The sequence below is a fragment of the Novosphingobium sp. GV079 genome, assembly GCF_003058045.1.
In the GTDB taxonomy this organism is placed as follows: domain Bacteria; phylum Pseudomonadota; class Alphaproteobacteria; order Sphingomonadales; family Sphingomonadaceae; genus Novosphingobium; species Novosphingobium capsulatum.
The window spans coordinates 386,151-402,509 of the sequence record NZ_QBUE01000002.1 but is presented as its reverse complement, the minus strand read 5'-3'; the positions used below and the strand labels follow the sequence as shown (position 1 = coordinate 402,509).

The 16,359-nt window shown below is 66.5% G+C and carries 19 protein-coding genes; 9 read left to right on the top strand and 10 right to left on the bottom strand.

Features of this window, described 5'->3' with window-relative positions:
* Positions 1-11: 11 nt before the first annotated feature.
* Positions 12-368 carry a glycine zipper 2TM domain-containing protein gene (locus C8K14_RS03640; protein WP_022675988.1) on the bottom strand — a complete coding sequence of 119 codons (357 nt, stop codon included), beginning with the start codon at positions 366-368 and terminating at the stop codon, positions 12-14.
* A gap of 181 nt (positions 369-549) precedes the next feature.
* Here C8K14_RS03640 and C8K14_RS03635 point away from each other — a divergent pair, with 181 nt between their 5' ends.
* Positions 550-1,386 (top strand): PhzF family phenazine biosynthesis protein, encoded by an 837-nt coding sequence (locus C8K14_RS03635; protein WP_107715713.1) that lies wholly within the window; start codon positions 550-552, stop codon positions 1,384-1,386.
* A 115-nt stretch (positions 1,387-1,501) separates the two neighbouring features.
* On the opposite strand, the gene rlmN is transcribed toward C8K14_RS03635, so the two are convergent.
* Together rlmN and C8K14_RS03625 are read right to left on the bottom strand one after the other, a co-directional pair.
* The gene (gene rlmN / locus C8K14_RS03630) at positions 1,502-2,779 is read right to left on the bottom strand and encodes a 23S rRNA (adenine(2503)-C(2))-methyltransferase RlmN (protein ID WP_022675986.1); all 1,278 of its coding nucleotides are present in this window, start codon (positions 2,777-2,779) and stop codon (positions 1,502-1,504) included.
* Between the two features lie 58 nt (positions 2,780-2,837).
* The gene (locus C8K14_RS03625) at positions 2,838-3,557 is read right to left on the bottom strand and encodes a 2OG-Fe(II) oxygenase family protein (protein WP_107715712.1); all 720 of its coding nucleotides are present in this window, start codon (positions 3,555-3,557) and stop codon (positions 2,838-2,840) included.
* Between the two features lie 200 nt (positions 3,558-3,757).
* On the opposite strand from C8K14_RS03625, the gene C8K14_RS03620 reads away from it, so the two are divergent.
* Positions 3,758-4,435, top strand: a complete 678-nt coding sequence (locus C8K14_RS03620) for an outer membrane protein (protein ID WP_022675984.1) — start codon at positions 3,758-3,760, stop codon at positions 4,433-4,435.
* Positions 4,436-4,504: 69 nt separating this feature from the next.
* Here the strand turns inward: C8K14_RS03620 and C8K14_RS03615 are convergent, their stop codons facing one another.
* The 6 genes from C8K14_RS03615 to C8K14_RS03590 form a co-directional block, all read right to left on the bottom strand.
* Positions 4,505-5,014: a hypothetical protein gene (locus C8K14_RS03615; protein ID WP_107715711.1), complete on the bottom strand. Its 510-nt coding sequence runs from the start codon at positions 5,012-5,014 to the stop codon at positions 4,505-4,507.
* Positions 4,990-5,193 carry a hypothetical protein gene (locus tag C8K14_RS03610; RefSeq protein WP_022675982.1) on the bottom strand — a complete coding sequence of 68 codons (204 nt, stop codon included), beginning with the start codon at positions 5,191-5,193 and terminating at the stop codon, positions 4,990-4,992. Before C8K14_RS03610 ends, C8K14_RS03615 begins: the two co-directional genes overlap by 25 nt.
* Positions 5,193-5,393, bottom strand: a complete 201-nt coding sequence (locus C8K14_RS03605; RefSeq protein ID WP_107715710.1) for a DUF4169 family protein — start codon at positions 5,391-5,393, stop codon at positions 5,193-5,195. The genes C8K14_RS03610 and C8K14_RS03605 overlap by 1 nt, the downstream gene beginning before the upstream one ends.
* Positions 5,393-6,052, bottom strand: a complete 660-nt coding sequence (locus C8K14_RS03600) for a histidine phosphatase family protein (RefSeq protein ID WP_107715709.1) — start codon at positions 6,050-6,052, stop codon at positions 5,393-5,395. The genes C8K14_RS03605 and C8K14_RS03600 overlap by 1 nt, the downstream gene beginning before the upstream one ends.
* Positions 6,049-6,537: a transcription elongation factor GreB gene (greB, locus tag C8K14_RS03595; protein WP_062781788.1), complete on the bottom strand. Its 489-nt coding sequence runs from the start codon at positions 6,535-6,537 to the stop codon at positions 6,049-6,051. The genes C8K14_RS03600 and greB overlap by 4 nt, the downstream gene beginning before the upstream one ends.
* 150 nt (positions 6,538-6,687) lie before the next feature.
* Complete coding sequence (locus C8K14_RS03590; protein WP_107715708.1) at positions 6,688-8,733, bottom strand: lytic transglycosylase domain-containing protein; 2,046 nt, start codon at positions 8,731-8,733, stop codon at positions 6,688-6,690.
* Positions 8,734-8,900: 167 nt separating this feature from the next.
* Between C8K14_RS03590 and dapA the strand changes: the two genes are divergently transcribed.
* Positions 8,901-9,782: a 4-hydroxy-tetrahydrodipicolinate synthase gene (gene dapA, locus C8K14_RS03585; RefSeq protein WP_107715707.1), complete on the top strand. Its 882-nt coding sequence runs from the start codon at positions 8,901-8,903 to the stop codon at positions 9,780-9,782.
* Between the two features lie 55 nt (positions 9,783-9,837).
* On the opposite strand, the gene radC is transcribed toward dapA, so the two are convergent.
* A complete protein-coding gene (gene radC / locus C8K14_RS03580; RefSeq protein WP_054131954.1) occupies positions 9,838-10,587 on the bottom strand; it encodes a DNA repair protein RadC in 750 nt (249 codons plus the stop codon).
* Between the two features lie 128 nt (positions 10,588-10,715).
* On the opposite strand from radC, the gene C8K14_RS03575 reads away from it, so the two are divergent.
* From C8K14_RS03575 to C8K14_RS03550, 6 genes are all read left to right on the top strand, one after another.
* Positions 10,716-13,928: a YdbH domain-containing protein gene (locus tag C8K14_RS03575; RefSeq protein WP_107715706.1), complete on the top strand. Its 3,213-nt coding sequence runs from the start codon at positions 10,716-10,718 to the stop codon at positions 13,926-13,928.
* An 86-nt stretch (positions 13,929-14,014) separates the two neighbouring features.
* Entirely contained in the window at positions 14,015-14,203 is a 189-nt protein-coding gene (locus C8K14_RS03570; RefSeq protein WP_231627680.1) for a YnbE family lipoprotein, read from the top strand.
* A 1-nt stretch (position 14,204) separates the two neighbouring features.
* A complete protein-coding gene (locus C8K14_RS03565) occupies positions 14,205-14,597 on the top strand; it encodes a YdbL family protein (protein WP_022677861.1) in 393 nt (130 codons plus the stop codon).
* 209 nt (positions 14,598-14,806) lie between these two features.
* Positions 14,807-15,124, top strand: a complete 318-nt coding sequence (locus C8K14_RS03560) for an AtpZ/AtpI family protein (RefSeq protein ID WP_022677862.1) — start codon at positions 14,807-14,809, stop codon at positions 15,122-15,124.
* A gap of 91 nt (positions 15,125-15,215) precedes the next feature.
* Entirely contained in the window at positions 15,216-15,998 is a 783-nt protein-coding gene (locus C8K14_RS03555; protein WP_022677863.1) for a F0F1 ATP synthase subunit A, read from the top strand.
* Positions 15,999-16,057: 59 nt separating this feature from the next.
* Positions 16,058-16,285 carry a F0F1 ATP synthase subunit C gene (locus C8K14_RS03550; protein WP_022677864.1) on the top strand — a complete coding sequence of 76 codons (228 nt, stop codon included), beginning with the start codon at positions 16,058-16,060 and terminating at the stop codon, positions 16,283-16,285.
* Positions 16,286-16,359 lie beyond the last annotated feature (74 nt).

Here is a 16,359-nt window from a genome sequence, read left to right as displayed (position 1 = left end):
GGAAATGCAGATCAGCGGCAGCGCGCGCCGCCACGATCGATTTCGCGGCCGAGCAGGCCACCACCCACGGCGCCGAGCAGGGTGCCCATGGTGCGGTCACCACGCGTGTCGATCGCGCGGCCCACCAAGGCGCCACCGGCCGCGCCGATGATCAGGCCGGTCGTGCCATTGCTGCGCTTGCAGTAGTAACGGCCATCGCGGCCGCGCCAGATGCGTTCGTTGGCGCCGATCGGACGCGGTTCGCGATAGCGGCCGCGATCGTCGTAACGGCCCCAGCCATGGCCACGGCCGTGACCCGGATCGGCCATGGCGGGCGCTGCGGGGAGAACGATGGCCGCCATCACGGCGGCAAGGATGGTCTTCTTCATAGCTACTGTTCCCTGCTTATTGGGTCCCGAGAATATCGTGACGGTGAACACGGTTTTGAGCGATCCGATCCACAACCCCCGATGAACGTCTCGTTGTGTTGCGTGTTCCGCGATAAACCGCGCGAGGCGTGCGGCGGGTTGACGCTTGCCGCTGGCACTGCCGCCCGATAGGCATGGCGCCATGCTGCTTGATCTTGTCGATGTCTTCGCCTCTGGCCCGCTTTCGGGAAACCCGCTGGCCGTGGTGCGTGGTGGGGAGGGTCTTGATACGCCCGCCATGCTTGCGCTGACCCGCTGGCTGGGCTTTTCCGAAACCACCTTCCTGCTGCCGCCCAGCGATCCCGGCGCCGATTACCGCGTCCGCATCTTCTACCCTGCCGGTGAACTGCCCTTTGCCGGGCACCCCACGCTGGGCACGGCCAAGGCCTGGCTGATGGCCGGTGGCGTGCCGCGCACGCCAGGCCGCGTGATGCAGGAATGTGGCGTGGGCCTGGTCGAAGTGCGGATGGACGAGGACACGCTGGCGTTTCGCGCGCCGCCGCTGCTGCGCGGCGGGCCGCTGGATGCGGCCGAGCGGGCCGAGGCGATCCGCGTGGCTGGCGTATCAGAGGATGCCGTGGTCGATGCCATCCATGCCTGCAATGGCCCCGGCTGGCGCCTACTGCGTCTGCGCAGCGCGGCCGATGTTTTGGCGGCGAGGCCGGTGGCCGAAGCGCCGGTGCCCACCGACGTCGGGCTGATCGGTCCTTGCGACGGGGGCGATCCCGCCCATTTCGAACTGCGCGCGTTTTTTGCCGATCCACAGGGCAAGATCGTGGAAGATCCCGTGACCGGCAGCCTCAATGCCGCCGCTGCGCAGTATCTGTTTGCCGCCGGGCTGGCGCAGGACGAGTATGTTGCCGCGCAAGGCCGCTGCACCGGCGCCGATGGCCGCGTGGTCTTGACCCGCGATGCTGATCGCGCGGTGTGGGTGGCCGGGGCTGTAGAGATGGTCAGCCAGGGCGGGGCGTTGCGCTAGGCCCACACCACCCCCCGACCCCCTCCTCTAAAGAGGATGGGGAGTAGTGTAAAAGCAAAGCCCCCTCTTCTTCAGAGGAGGGGGTTGGGGGTGGTGAGAAATCTTGCGCCGCGCCTCAGCCCAAAGCCGCCTGCTTTTCGGCGGCCAGGCGGTCCAGCTCGGCGCGGCTGCGGCGTTCGGCGGCGGTCTTGAGCTGGCCGCAGGCCGCATCGATATCGCGCCCGCGCGGGGTGCGCACGGGGGCGGAAATGCCGGCCTCGAACACGATCTCGGCAAAGCGCTTGACCCGTTCCGGGGTGGAGCATTCATAGGGCGCACCCGGCCAGGGGTTGAACGGGATCAGGTTCACCTTGGCCGGCAGCTTGTACTGCTTGAGCAGGCGCACGAGTTCGCGTGCATCGTCATCGCTGTCGTTGCGGTCCTTGAGCATCACATATTCAAACGTGATGCGCCGCGCGTTGCTGGCGCCGGGGTAATCGGCGCAGGCCTGGAGCAGTTCTTCCAGGCCGAACTTGCGGTTGATCGGCACGATCTCGTCGCGCACGTCCTTGGTCACGGCGTGGAGCGAAACCGCCAGGTTCACGCCGATTTCCTCGCCCGCGCGGGCCATCATCGGCACCACGCCAGCGGTGGAGAGCGTGATGCGGCGCTTGGACAGCGCCAGGCCATCGCCATCCATCACGAGCTTGAGCGCATCGCGCACGTTGTCGAAGTTGTAGAGCGGCTCGCCCATGCCCATCATCACGATGTTGGTCAGCAGTCGCCCGTCGGCGGTGTAGCTGCCTTCGTCGGCGTCTTCTTCCACCTCGTCGGTGAGGTCCAGCCCCGCCATCGATCCCTTGGGCCATTCGCCCAGCGCATCGCGGGCCAGCATGACTTGGCCAACGATCTCGCCCGGCGTCAGGTTGCGCACCAGCTTCATCGTGCCGGTGTGGCAAAACCGGCAATTGAGCGTGCAGCCCACCTGGCTCGATACGCAGAGCGTGCCGCGGTCGGCATCGGGAATGAACACCATTTCAAAGTCATGGCCATCGGCCGTGCGCAGCAGCCACTTGCGCGTGCCATCGGTGGAAACCTGCGCTTCCACCACCTGGGGACGGCCGATGACAAAGCGTTCGGCCAGCCACGGGCGCATGGTCTTGGCAATGTCGGTCATCGCCTCGAACGTGGTCACACCGCGGTGATAGAGCCAGTGGAACACCTGCTTGGCGCGCAGCTTGGCCGCCTTGGCATCGAGGCCGGCTTCCTGGAACAGGGCGGCAATCTGCGGGCGGGGCAGGCCGATCAGATCGGTGCGGCCATCTTCGCGCGGGGTAACCGGGCGCGGCACGGGCACAGGATCGACATGGCCGGGAATCGGCATGGACACGGGAAGCGAGGTGGGGGCGTTCATGCGCCGCCATATACGCATTTATGGGAAAATCGCCAGTGGGCGCGAGTGCGCCTGCGGTTTAGCGGCGCAACCACCCGGTAATGGCCAGGCGCGGCGCCCCGGCAAAGGGCGTCACCAGCGAGACCGAATGCGCCTGTGGCACACTGAACAGGTGCAGCGCATTATGCCGTGGCGCCAGGGCGCGGTGCACATCACCCGCGCCATCATGGAACATCAGCAGCCCGCCCCATTCCACCCGCCAGCGCGGCGTCAGGTTGAGGACATAGGCGGCAACGCGGTTTTTGCCCGCCACATTGTCATCATGGCCGGTGAGGAAATGGCCGGGCAGATAGCGCGTGGCCTGGCCATCGACCATGGCGATCGCCGGTTCCCCGGTCAGCGCGCGAAACAGATCGAGCCAGGGCGGCGTGTTGAATGCTGACACCAACTGATCCACCGGCCAATTGCGGGCGGCGCGCGCAGCGGCATCGTCGGACACGCGCAGGGAATCGAACAGGAACTGAAACCCGTCGCGCGCCTGGCCGTGCACCGCGTCGAGCAGCGCGGCCTGCGCTTCCGGATCGAGCGCGGCGCGCTGTGCGGGATCGAGATCCCACACTTTGTCCCCTTGGTTGAGCACGCGTGAGAACGGCGCCTCGCCATCCAGCCAGCGATGCAGGACGTCGGCCCCCGCCGCCGGCAAGGCCGGCTCCACGCGGACATGGCCATTGGCGGCAAATTCGGCGGCAGCGGCTTGGGCTGCGGCGGCGCTGACAGCGGGGGAAAGGGGGGTGGCCATGCCGCGTTCTAGCCCGCGAATGGCTGTGGCGCAAATGTCACAGATTTCTTGTTGTGCTACGTTCATGAAACCGGATCGCCTCTCCCTCCGTTCGTTGCAGGTCTGTCGGGTCGCAGCAAGGTTGCCAATCTGGAACCTCTTACAAGAGGCCAGGCAATCGGCCGACAGAAAAAGAACAGTTCGAATGGAGTTGAACCATTATGAAGACCATTCTCGCCAGCGTTGTCGCCGTTTCGGCGCTCGCCGTTTCCGTTCCGGCCTTCGCGCAGGACGCCGGCACCCCCGACGCTCCCAACCGTACGTTCTCCGGCCCGCGTGTCGGCGCCGTTCTGGGCTATGACCTGAGCCGCTCGGGCAGCTCGGTGGACAACGACAACACGCGTAACCAGAAGCAGTCGATCAATGGCCTGCTCTACGGTGGTGAAATCGGCTTTGACGTGCCGGTGGGAACCAATCTGGTTGTTGGTGTCGAAGGTGAAGCGACCGGCAGCACGGCCAAGTGGTCCAACACGTTCGAGCCCAACACGTTCAACCTGGGCCGCGTGAGCGCCGGGCGTGACCTCTATGTCGGTGCGCGCGTCGGTTATGCCGTTTCGCCCAAGGCCCTGCTGTTCGTGAAGGGTGGCTACACCAACATGCACTACAAGCTGCAGGGCACCGACGGCCAGACCTCGGAAGACTACCGCATCACCACCGATGGCTATCGCGTCGGCGGCGGTCTGGAATATGCCTTCAGCCCCAAGACCTTCGGCAAGATCGAATATCGCTATTCGAATTACAGCCGCGCCAACTTCAACTTCAACGGCAACACCAGCGACCGTTTCGACGTGGACACCGATCGCCACCAGATCGTCGCCACCTACGGCCTGCGCTTCTGATCGTAGCCGAACCGTTGTTGCAAGGGCGGGCCGGGGGAAACCTCGGCCCGTTTTTTATTGCCCGTTTCTTTATTGCCCCGCGCAACCCACGGTGGCGGCATCCATCGCCGAAGCCGCGCCGCCCAGGCGATAGCTGTCGCGGAACGTGCGGCCATCGCGGGCCTTGCCGCTGACCGTCAATGTTCCGGCCGATCGCAGCCGCGCCACCACGGCGGCATCCATGCGGCGGTCCTGCGCCCAGGCCACCGCATCGCTGGCCATCAACACAAAGGTTTCGCCGCCCACCGACAAAGTAACCTTGCTGTTCGGCGCAATGCGCCGCGACAGCCGCCAATGCACCTCGCCACGCACATTGCGGCGCGGCCAGGTGCCGATCGTCATATAGGGCACCACGTCGCGCGGGCGGCTGCTGGGTTGCGGCATGGCAATGGCATAGCAGCGCGGCACGGCGGAATCGCGAAATGCCCCCCAATCCTCCCACACGCCGAGCGAGTCCCGCGCATATACAGGCCCGGCTCCCGCCAGTGCCAGGCCAGCGGCAAAGAGCGCTGCGCTCAGCCTTCGGCCAGGTCGAGCCATGCGATCACATCGTTGTCGGTGGCGATGAACAGGTCGGCCTGGATATCCTCGCTCTGCTGCGCGGCCAGGGCCATGGCCTGGTCGAGCGGGCCATAGAACAGCGTTTGCGCCGCGCCGCCTTCCGGGCCATCGGACAGGTGATAGAGCCGCACGGTGGCGCTTTCATAAGTGGTGCGCATCAGTCTTGCCCTTGTTCCTTGCCGTCATGATCCAGGCGGTGCCCATCGAGCTGGCGGCGCGCCAGTTCCTCGCGCGCCAGATCAGCGGCCTTTTCCGCCTTGGTGCGGCCAAAACGCGCGCGGTTGGCGGCAGCCTGGGCTTGTGCGGCCTGGCGGTCGCGGGCCTTGCGCGCCTGGCGCAGATTGATCACCTGCGCCATCAGGCGTGCTCCGTGCCGCGGGACGAGCCGAAGAACACCTCTTCGCGGCCGTTCTCGATCAGCGCGATCGATCCCTGCACCAAAGAGGGCGCGATGGGCGCCCCATGGTCGGGATGGGGTGGCAACCCGGCCAACAGACCACGCAGCACCCGGCTGGAAATGCCGTGCATCACCACGATGTGGGTTTCCTCGGAGATGCCCACGGCATCGATCCAGCGTTGCAGCCGCGCGGCGATGGCCGGGTAATCCTCGCCATCGGGTGCCGGGCGCAGCAGGTGATCGGCCAGCGTGATCGGGCCGTGTTCGGCCTCCACATCGTCATAGCCGCGCCCGATCCACGATCCCATGTCGATCTCGAACAGATCGGGCGTGCGGTTGGCGGCAAACCAGTCGATGCCCAGTTCCTCGGCAATCAGCGAGGCGGTCTGCAGAGCGCGGCCGGTATCGGAAATGTGCAGCCGCACCACCGGCCGCTCCCCCAGCGCACCGCGCAGCGCCTGGCCCATCATTACCGCCTGCTCAAACCCCTGGCGCGTCAGCGGGGTGTGCATCGCATTGGATTGCAGGCGGCGCGCGGCGTTGAACACGGTTTCGCCATGGCGCAGCACGAAAAAGCGGCCGGGCAACGCGTGCGCGGGAAGGGCCTGGTCTTCGCTCATGCCAACACCGGGTAGCTGATGCCCATGATTTCCCACTCCTTTTCGCCGCCGGGCAAGCGCACCACGCGCAGATCGCCCACCCGTGCCCCGCGCAGCGCCCGTGCGATCGGCGCGCTCCAGCCGATCAGACCCTTGGACGCGTCCTGCTCATCATCGCCCACCAGGGTCAGCGTGCGGCGGTTGTCGTCTTCGTCGGCCAGTTCCACCGTGGCGCCGAACAGCACGCGGCTCTGGTCGTCCTGCCGCGCCGGATCGACCACGCGCGCCGCCTTCATCCGCCGGGCGAGCCAGGCCAGTTCGCGGTCGATCTCGCGCATGCGCTTGCGGCCATAGAGATAGTCGCCGTTTTCCGACCGATCGCCATTGCCGGCGGCCCAACTGACGATCTCGACGATCGCCGGCCGCTCCGTGCCCAGCAGGTGGTCATAGCGCGCGCGCAGGGCAGCCAGGCCGGCCGGCGTGATCGGGTTGCCATCGGGTTTCATCACTCCCGCCTTTAGCGGGTGGGGCAGGCTTCCACCACCCCCCGACCCCCTCCTCTGAAGAGGAGGGGGAGTAGTGCGCTGATAAATAAGCCCCCTCCTCTTCAGAGGAGGGGGTTGGGGGTGGTGCGCGGCACAACGCAACCGCCCCGATCAACCCGGCGTCGGCTTGCCCAGGATGTGGCTCATCGGATTGGGCCCGTGCCATTCGGCCTTGTCGGGATTCATCGCGTCATAGACCACGGCGTTTTCCAGCACGCGCTGCACATAGTTGCGGGTTTCCGACAGGGGAATGCGCTCGATCCAGTCCACCCATTCCACCGCGCCGGTGCGCGGATCGCCATTGGCGCGCAGCCACTTGTTCACGTTGCCCGGCCCGGCATTGTAGGCGGCCACGGCCAGCGGGGTGGAGCCGCCATAGATATCCATCAGCCGGCCGAAAAAGGCGCTGCCCAGCATCAGGTTGAAACCTGCGTCGTCGGTCAGCGACTGGGCGGAATAAGCGAGGCCTAGCTTGCCCGCCTGCTCGTTGGCGGTCGACGGCATCAACTGCATCAGCCCGCGCGCGCCCGCGTGGCTCATCGCGTTCTGGGCAAACTGGCTTTCCTGGCGGGTAATGGCGTGGATCATCGTCCAGGATTGCTCGGTGCCCGGCGGCACCGGGATCAGCGGAAAGGCGATGTGCTGGAAATCGAGATAGCCGCGCGCGCCGGCCGCTTGGCCGACGATCACGCCCAGGTCGCGCCGGCCCAGTTCGCGCGCGAGTTCGGCCACCAGCATGTGCTGGCCCTCGGTCTGCTGCTGGGCGGCGATTTCCTTGAAAAAGCGCACGGTGGTGCGCCATTGCCCGCTGCGCGCCACTTCGCGCACGGCGAGCGTTAGCGGGCTGGCGTTGAAGCGGGCGCGTTCCTCGGCCGTGGGCATGGCGCGCGAATCATAGGCAAAGTTGGGCACGGGCTGGCCCAGCCGTTCCAGCGCGAGCAGGCCATAGAACTGGTCGGCATAGCGCGCGGCCATGGCGAAATAGCGCTGCGCATCGCCGGTCAGCCCGGCCTGCGCGGCGGCGCGGCCGGCCCAGTAGTAGCCCTTGGCCTTGGTGCCTGGGGTTTGCGCCGCGTTGCCATAGCGCCAGAACAGCGGAGCCGCGCCGGCGCCATCGCCCAGGCGCCACAGCGATTGCGTGCCGCCCAGCCACACCAGCGAGGTGTAGTCATCGCGCAGATCGTACGGCATCTGGCTGATGTCTTCGCCAGGGGCAAAGGCATCGTCCACGCCGCGGGCAATGGCCACGGCGCTGCGTGCATCGCCCATCGATGCCGCGCCTTGCGCATTGGCGAGCAGTTCATCGATCCACTTGCCCCGCGCCAGCGGGCGGGCGCGCAGCAGCGGGCGGTTGGCGAGCAGCGCCTGCGCGGCAATGCCCTGACCCTGTTTGCGCAATTCGCGGGCGCGGGCATAGAGAAAGCCGGGATCGCTGTTGAGCTGGTCGGCCGGGGTGCCGGCCGCCGCGGCAAAGGGATCAAGCCCTTGCAGCGCCATCAGCCGCGCGCCATCGATGCCGCGCCGCTGCGGAGAGACAGCGGCAAAGGCGCGGTTGGCCTGGTCGGTGGCGCCGGCCCACAGCAGCGCGTCCATCCGCGCATCGGCATCGTCTGGCGTGAACGTGGCACCCCAGGTCGCCTGGATGGCGGCCTCGTCGGCATCGTTCATCGGCCCGCCGCGCCAGGCGGCCTTGGCCATGGCATCGGCATCGGGCCGGCCCAGCGCCTTGAGCGCCAAGGCATAGCGCGCGCGGCCGGGATTGGTCAGCGGCGGCTGCCGATCGAAATAGGCCACCGTGGCGCGCACGTCGCCACCGCCGCCCGCGCCGACCTCGCGATCGAGCGCACCTTCGGCATAGCGACGCAGGCGCTCTTCCTCGGGGAAACCCGGATAAGTCAGCAGGAAGCCGGCATAGTCTGAAAAGGCAAAGCGGTTGGACGAGGTAAGCAGTTCCCAGCGGGAAATCGCCATGGCCATCGGCCCTTGCTGCCCCGCGACCAGTTGCGCGCGGGCGCGGTCCCAGGCGCTGCCATCGGTGTCGGGCCCGGCATCGCTGGCATGCGTGGGCATCGATAGCGCGACCAGTGCTGCCAGCCCGCACAAGCCATTGCGCAGGGCGTGGGAAACGGGGATTCGGGGCATGTCCATGGTGGACATCGTCGTTGTGGCCTCCTTATCCGGCGCTGAATGTCTTTTTGCCGTGGCAAAGCAAAGTTTGCTGGGCCGATGTTTGACGGACCCATGTTTGCCGGGGTAAGCGCCCTACGGCAAGCGTCGAGACCTGCCCAGAACCGCATTGTGCGACAAGACGAGGGATAATGTCCATGTTTTCCGGCTCCATTCCGGCATTGGTGACACCGTTTCGCGATGGAGCCTTTGATGAGAAAGCATTCCGCCGTCTGGTCGACTGGCAGATCGACAATGGTTCGGCCGCGCTGGTGCCCTGCGGCACCACGGGCGAGGCATCGACCCTGTCTAACGCCGAACACCACCGCGTGATCGAGGTTTGCGTGGAACAGGCCGCCGGCCGCGTGCCGGTGATCGCCGGGTGCGGCAGCAACGACACGATGAACGCGCTGTTGCACATGACCTTTTCCAAGAAGTGCGGCGCCCAGGCGGCGCTGTGCGTGGCGCCCTATTACAACCGCCCGAGCCAGGCCGGCTTGATCGCGCATTTCAGCTATCTGGCCGAAAACAATGATCTGCCGATCATTCTTTATAACGTTCCGGGCCGCACGGTGACCGACATCCTGCCCGAAACGGTGTGCGAGCTGGCCAAGCGCTATCCCGACAAGATCGTCGGCATCAAGGACGCCAGCGGCGATCTTTCGCGCGTGACCGACCACCGCATGGGCATCGGCAAGCATTTCTGCCAGCTTTCGGGCGATGATGAACTGGCGCTGCCGGCCAATGCTGCCGGCGCGGTGGGCTGCATTTCGGTGACCGCCAATGTCGCACCCAAGCTGTGCGCCGAATTCCAGGCGGCCTGCGCGGCCAACGACCTCGCCTTGGCGCGCGAGTTGAACGACAAGCTCTATCCACTGCACTACGCCATGTTCGAAGATGCCTCGCCGGGGCCAGTCAAGTATGCGCTGTCGCGTGTGCACGAATGGATGGGCGAGGAACTGCGCCTGCCGATGGTTCCGTGCAGCGACGCCGCGCGCCAGGCGGTGGACGCCGCGCTGGAACATGCCGGCCTGGTGTAAGCGGCTGAATTAAGGTGATTTCTCCCCTCCTCTGAAGAGGAGGGGGAGTTGCTTTTCAGATCAAACCCTTGGCCTTGAGTGAGGTATGGCCTTCGCGGCCGATGATCACGTGATCGTGCACGGTCACGCCCAGAAGTCGTGCGGCCTCCATGATCTTGTGGGTGATCTGGATGTCGGCGCGGCTCGGCTGGGTGCTGCCCGAGGGATGGTTGTGCACCAGGATCAGCGCGGCCGCGCCGATCGCCAGGGCCTTGGCAATGATCTCGCGCGTGTAGATCGCGCTTTCGTCCAGCGTGCCATCGCTGACGATCTGGTCGAGCAGCAGGCGGTTCTGGGTGTTGAGATAGAGCACGCGCACGCGTTCGTGGTTCAGGTGCGCCATGTCGATGGTGAGATAGTCGATCAGCGCCTGCCAACTGGAAAGCACCGGCATTTCCTGCACTTGCGCGCGGGCCAGGCGCCGCGCGGCAACGCCGGCGATGCGCAGCGCGGCGGCGGCGGCTTCCTTGATGCCGGGCACGGCCTGCAACGCGCGCGGATCGGCGTTGAACACGCCGGGCAACGAGCCAAAGCGTTGCAGCAGCATGCGCGCCAGCGGCTTTACGTCCATGCGCGGGATCACGGTCATCAGCAGCGCCTCGATCACCTCGTGATCGGCCAGGGCATCGTCGCTGCCGCTCAACAGGCGGCGGCGCAGGCGGGCGCGGTGGCCGGATGGATCGTGCGCCGCCTCGCGCACCCGATCCGGCACGAGATCGGCTGTGGGCGCCGATCGTTCAGGAAAGAGTCGGGGTTCGTCCGGCATGACCTCGTGCGGGCAAGAAGGTGTGGGCGCAAAAAGCACGGCACCGGACCGACCGGCACGCGTTGGCGGGAAGAATGTTACGGTGATTTGCATTGCCCAAGCGCGGGCCATGCGCAAGAAGGGGGCGAATGGCGGATACGACCGATTTGGCGGAACCCGATGGTCCGGTGCCCAAGGGGCGGCGGCGGCATTGGCGTGTGGCATTGTGGGCCACCGGCGCGGCCGTGCTGGTGGCCGGCGGCGGCCTGTGGCTGGCGCGCAACCGCATCGCCGATGGGGTGATCGCCCGCGAACTGGCGGCCCTGGGCCTGCCGGCGCGCTATACCATCGTGTCGATCGGGCCTGGCCATGAAGTGCTCGCCAATGTGATGGTGGGCGATCCGGCGCGCCCCGATCTGGTGATCGAGCGGGCCGAATTGAGCCTGGCGTGGAGCCTGACCGGCCCGCGCATCGGCCAGGTCACGCTGGTGCGGCCGCGGCTCTATGGCACGGTGCATGGTGGGCACGCGAGCTTTGGCGCGCTCGACAAGGTGATCTATGCGCCGTCTTCCTCCAAGCAGCCGTTTCGCCTGCCCGATTGGCGGCTGACGATCATCGATGGGCGCGGCCTGGTCGATGCCGATCAGGGGCGGGTGGCGTTCAAGGCCGACGGGGCGGGGGCCTTGCGCGACGGGTTTGCCGGCACGCTGGCGGTGGTAGCGCCGCGCCTGGCGCTGGGTGCCTGCAGCACCGGGCGGGCAACCGCGTTTGGCCGCGTGACGATCCGCAACGAACAGCCGCGCTTTGTCGGCCCGGTGCGTGTGGCCAACCTGGCCTGCGGCAGCGCCGGCCTGGCGGTGCGCGGTGCTGACCTCAATCTCGATGCGCTGGCCGATCGCGATCTGGCCGGGCTGAGCGTCAAGGGGCAGTTGCGCTCCAGCGCCTTTCGCGCCGGCGCCGTCTCTGGCGAGACCTTGGGCCTCGATACGGCATTGGCCTGGCGCGGCGGCGCGCTGCGCGGGCGCGTGGCGGCGACGGCCGGCGGCGTGCGCACCGCGCAGGGCGGGGTGGGCCTGCTGGAACTGGATGGCCTGGTCAAGGCGCGGCCGGCGGCGGCTGCAGGCGGCGTGCCCGATGCCGAATTTCGCGGCACGATCGATGCGCGCGGGCTGCGCCGTGGGCCGATGCTCGACCAGGCGCTCGCCTCGGCCCAGGCTGCGGTGGCCGGCACGCTGGCCGCCCCGATGGTGGCACAGGTGCGCCGCCGCCTGCACGAGGAAGAGCGCGGCAGCCGCTTTGCCGCCGATCTTACGCTGCGCCACGGCCATGATGGCGCCTGGGACGTGGTCGTGGCCCAAGGCGCGTTGCGCGGCGGCAGCGGGCAGGCGCTGCTTGGTCTCAACAAGGTGCGCGTGTTTGGCAGCAGCGCGGCGACGCCCCGCTTTGCCGGCAATTTCGTGACCGGGGGCAATGGCCTGCCGCGCCTGTCAGGCACGATGGAGCGGCTGGGCAACAGTGGCGCGCAGTTTCACCTGACCATGGCGGACTATGCCGTGGGCGGCGGGCATCTCGCCGTGCCGGAACTGGTCGTGGTGCAGATGCCCGACGGCGCGCTGGGCTTTTCGGGGCAGACGCGCCTGACTGGCGCCATTCCCGGCGGGCGGGTGGAGAACCTGCGCCTGCCGATCAACGGCGCCTATGGCCGCCATGGCGCGCTGGCGCTGTGGCGGCGCTGCATCCAGCCCGCTTTCGATTCGCTGGAGCTGGGCCAGATGGCGATCGACGGTCAGACGCTCACGGTGTGCCCGGTGGGCGGGCAGGCGATCGTTTCTGCCGGCAGCACGCCGCTCCGCGTGGCGCTGGGCACATCGGCCCTGCGTATGACCGGGCGCATGGGCGAAACCCCGCTGCGCCTGGAAACCGGGGCGGTCGGCCTGGCCTGGCCCGGCACGCTCACCGCGCGCGGCGTCAACGTGGCGCTGGGACCAGAGGCCACTGCCACCCGCCTTACCCTGGCCGACCTTACCGCGCGGCTGGGCAAGGATTTCACCGGCAGCTTTGCCGGCGTGGAAGCCCGCATGGCTGCCGTGCCGCTCGACATCACGGGCGCCACCGGCACCTGGCGCTTTGCCGATGGCAAGCTGGCCCTGGCCAACACTGCGTTTGACCTGACCGATCGCGCCAGCCCGGCCCGCTTTGCCAAGCTGGCCGCACGCGATGCCACGCTGACGTTGGCCGATGGGCGAATCGCCGCGCAAGCGGTGCTGCGCGATGCACGCAGCGGCCGCCCGGTCACTACCGTCACTGTCGACCATGACCTGGCCAGCGCCACCGGCCATGCCGATCTGGTGGTGGACAAGCTGGTGTTCGACAAGGATCTTCAGCCCGCGCAGTTGACGCCGCTGGCGCTGGGCCTGATTGCCAATGCCAATGGCGCGATTACCGGCAAGGGGCGGATCGACTGGCAGGGCGACAAAGTCACCTCGTCTGGCCGATTCGGCAGCCAGGGCCTGGATTTTGCCGCTGCGTTCGGCCCGGTGAAGGGCCTTTCCGGCACGCTGGACTTTACCGACCTGCTAGCGATGGAAACCGCGCCGCACCAGATTCTCAAGGTTGCCTCGATCAATCCCGGCGTGGAAGTGACCGACGGCAAGGTCGATCTGCAGCTCAAGGCGGGCCAGGTGGTGCAGCTCAACGGCGCGCAGTGGCCGTTCATGGGCGGGCGCCTGTCGCTCGAGCCGACCACGCTGCGCTTTGCCCTGGCCGAGGAACGCCGCTTTGCCCTGGTGATCGAGGGGCTGGATGCGGCGCAGTTCGTCTCGCATATGGAAATGGCCAATATTTCGGCCACCGGCACGTTCGATGGGCGCCTGCCGGTGGTGTTCGATGCCACGGGCGGGCATATCGTCGGCGGGGCGCTGGCCTCGCGCGGGGGCGGCAATGTCTCGTATGTCGGCGCGCTGACCTACAAAGACCTCTCGTTCATGGCCAACTATGCATTCCAGGCGCTGCGGTCCCTGGATTACAAGCACATGACCATCGCCCTGCGCGGCGATATCGCCGGCGATTTCGTTACCCAGGTGCAGTTCGGCGGGGTGAGCCAGGGGGCAGGGGCCAGCCGCAACTTCTTCACGCGCCAGATCGAAGGGCTGCCGATCCAGTTCAATCTCAACGTCCGTGCGCCGTTCTACAGCCTGCTGGGCACCTACAAGTCGATGTATGACCCCTCGGTCGTGGCCGATCCCCGCACCGTCGGCCTGCTCGATGCCAAGGGGCGCGTCGTGCCACGCACGCCAGCATCGGCCGCCTCGCCGGCCGGCCAGCCCGCCATTCAGCCTTCAGCAAGTGGAAACATGCCATGAGCCGCAAATCGCATTGCCCTCTCTTGACCGTGCATCATGGCACTGCAACGATTGCCGGGTGCAACGGCCAAAAGGGGGGTGCTGACGTGAGGCGCAAGGTTCTGGCCGCAGGCGCGCTGGCAGGGTTTGCCGCAACGCTGTGCGGATGCATTTCCGTCAAGGCGCCGGATAAGCCGATCGTCATCGAGCTGAATATCAATATCAAGCAGGAAGTCGTCTATCGCCTGGCCGGGGATGCCAGCCAGACGATCGACAAGAACAAGGACATCTTCTGAGATGGCACGCACCACTGCTTTTTCCGCTCTCATTGCCGCCGCCGTGGCTTTGCCGCTGGCGATCGCCCCCGTGGCCGCTCTGGCGCAGCGCGATCCGGCCTATGCCGCCGCGCGTTCCGCCGGCCAGGTGGGCGAGAAGATGGATGGCTATCTCGGCTACGTCACCCCGCCGAGCCCCGCGCTCAAGGCGGTGGTCGAGGATATCAACCTCAAGCGCCGCGCGGTCTATTCCGAAAAGGCCCAGGCCCAGAAGGCGACGGTGGAGGAATATGCCTTTACCTCGGGCTGTCTGCTGATTGCCCAGACCCAGCCGGGCGAGAAGTATCAGGCGCCCAATGGCACCTGGCAGACCCGCACCAGCGCGCCGCCGCAGCGGGATTCGCGCTGTCTGTGAAAATATCGTCTTTCCAGTGCCTTGCGATTGGTATGTCGCAAGATTGACGCAAACGTATGCGTGCAACTGTGGCAAGTTCGGCGCACGGCGGTTGACTCGGGAAAACCCCCCGCCTAAGGGGCAGGCGCCCTCGGCGGGATGCCGTTGCGCATGATATGCCCTGTTGGGTGAACGGACATACCCTGTCCGATCCTTTGGCGGAGCATGGCATGAGTGACGAACAGACCGACGCAGAGCCCATCGGTGAGGATGCACGCCTTTCCAACCTGAACGCGCGGCTTGATGCTGCACGCCAGAAGGAACAGGTGCGCAGGCCAACGCCAGACCAGGCAAAGTCCGACGCGAACTATCGCATGGGCAACCGGGTCTTGGCCGACCTGATCGGCGGGCTTGCGGGCGGCGCGTTCATTGGCTGGGTCATCGACCAGTTTGCCGGAACGCGACCATGGGGGCTTCTGGTGATGCTGTTTGTGGGGATGGGCGTTGCCTTCCGCAATATCATCAGGATCTCGAACGGGCGTTCCTGATCGGGTCTTTGCATCCGATGGGTTTCCGGCCATTACACTGGCCGGAGCAGGGGGCGCCTTGGTGTTTTTGCGCGTAACGGGGACAAGCACTGTGGCCGAAGGAAAGGTCGATCCGGTACACCAATTTACGATCGAGCCGCTGTTTGGCACCGATCATTGGGCGATTGCCGGTCATAACATTGCTTTCACCAACTCGGCGCTGTGGATGGTCATCACCACCCTGGTGCTGATCGTGTTCGTGGGTGGTGGCGCCAAGAAGGCCCAGGTTCCGGGCCGCTGGCAGATGGCTGTCGAAGGCCTGACCGGCTTTGTCGATACGCTGCTGCAGTCCAACATCGGTGACGCGGGCCGCAAGTACCTGCCTTACGTGTTCTCGCTGTTCACGTTCATCCTGTTTGCCAACCTGCTCGGCCTGCTGCCGCTGGCCCTGGTCGGCATCCATCCCTTTACCGCCACCAGCCACTTTACCGTGACCGGTGTGCTGGCGATCATGAGCTTTGCGATCGTGCTGATCGTGGGCTTTGCCAAGCACGGCTTCCACTTCTTCTCGCTGTTCGTGCCGCATGGCACGCCGGCGGTGATGGTGCCGGTGATCTTCCCGATCGAGCTGATCTCGTTCCTGGTGCGTCCGTTCTCGCTTGGCCTGCGACTGTTCGTCGCGATGATGGCCGGCCACGTGCTCCTCGAAGTGCTCTCGGGCTTCGTCATCTCGGGCACCAATGCGGGCGTGGGCACCTTCTTCCTGGCCGGCGTGCCCAGCTTCCTGCTGATGATCGGCATCTGCGCGCTGGAACTGCTGGTTGCCGGCATCCAGGCCTACGTTTTTGCCCTGCTTACCTGCGTCTATCTCAACGACGCGGAAAACCTTCACTGACCGTCACCACCACCTGATACCGCTTCACACCGGTTTACGACAAAGAGGGAGTTTTTATCATGGACGCACAGAGCGCAAAGCTTCTCGGCGCTGGTCTCGCTGCCATTGGCGCCGGTCTGGCCTCGCTGGGCGTGGGCAACGTCTTCGCCAAGTTCCTCGAAGGCGCGCTGCGCAATCCGGGCGCCGCTGATGGCCAGCAGGGCCGTCTGTTCATCGGCTTCGCCGCCGCCGAACTTCTGGGCCTGCTCTCGTTCGTCGTTGCGATGATCCTGATCTTCGTTGCCTGAGGCAGCGAAGCGGACCATTGATTGACATCCGGCCGGGGTGACCCCCGGCCGGCCAGAACGACAGACAGGAAGCG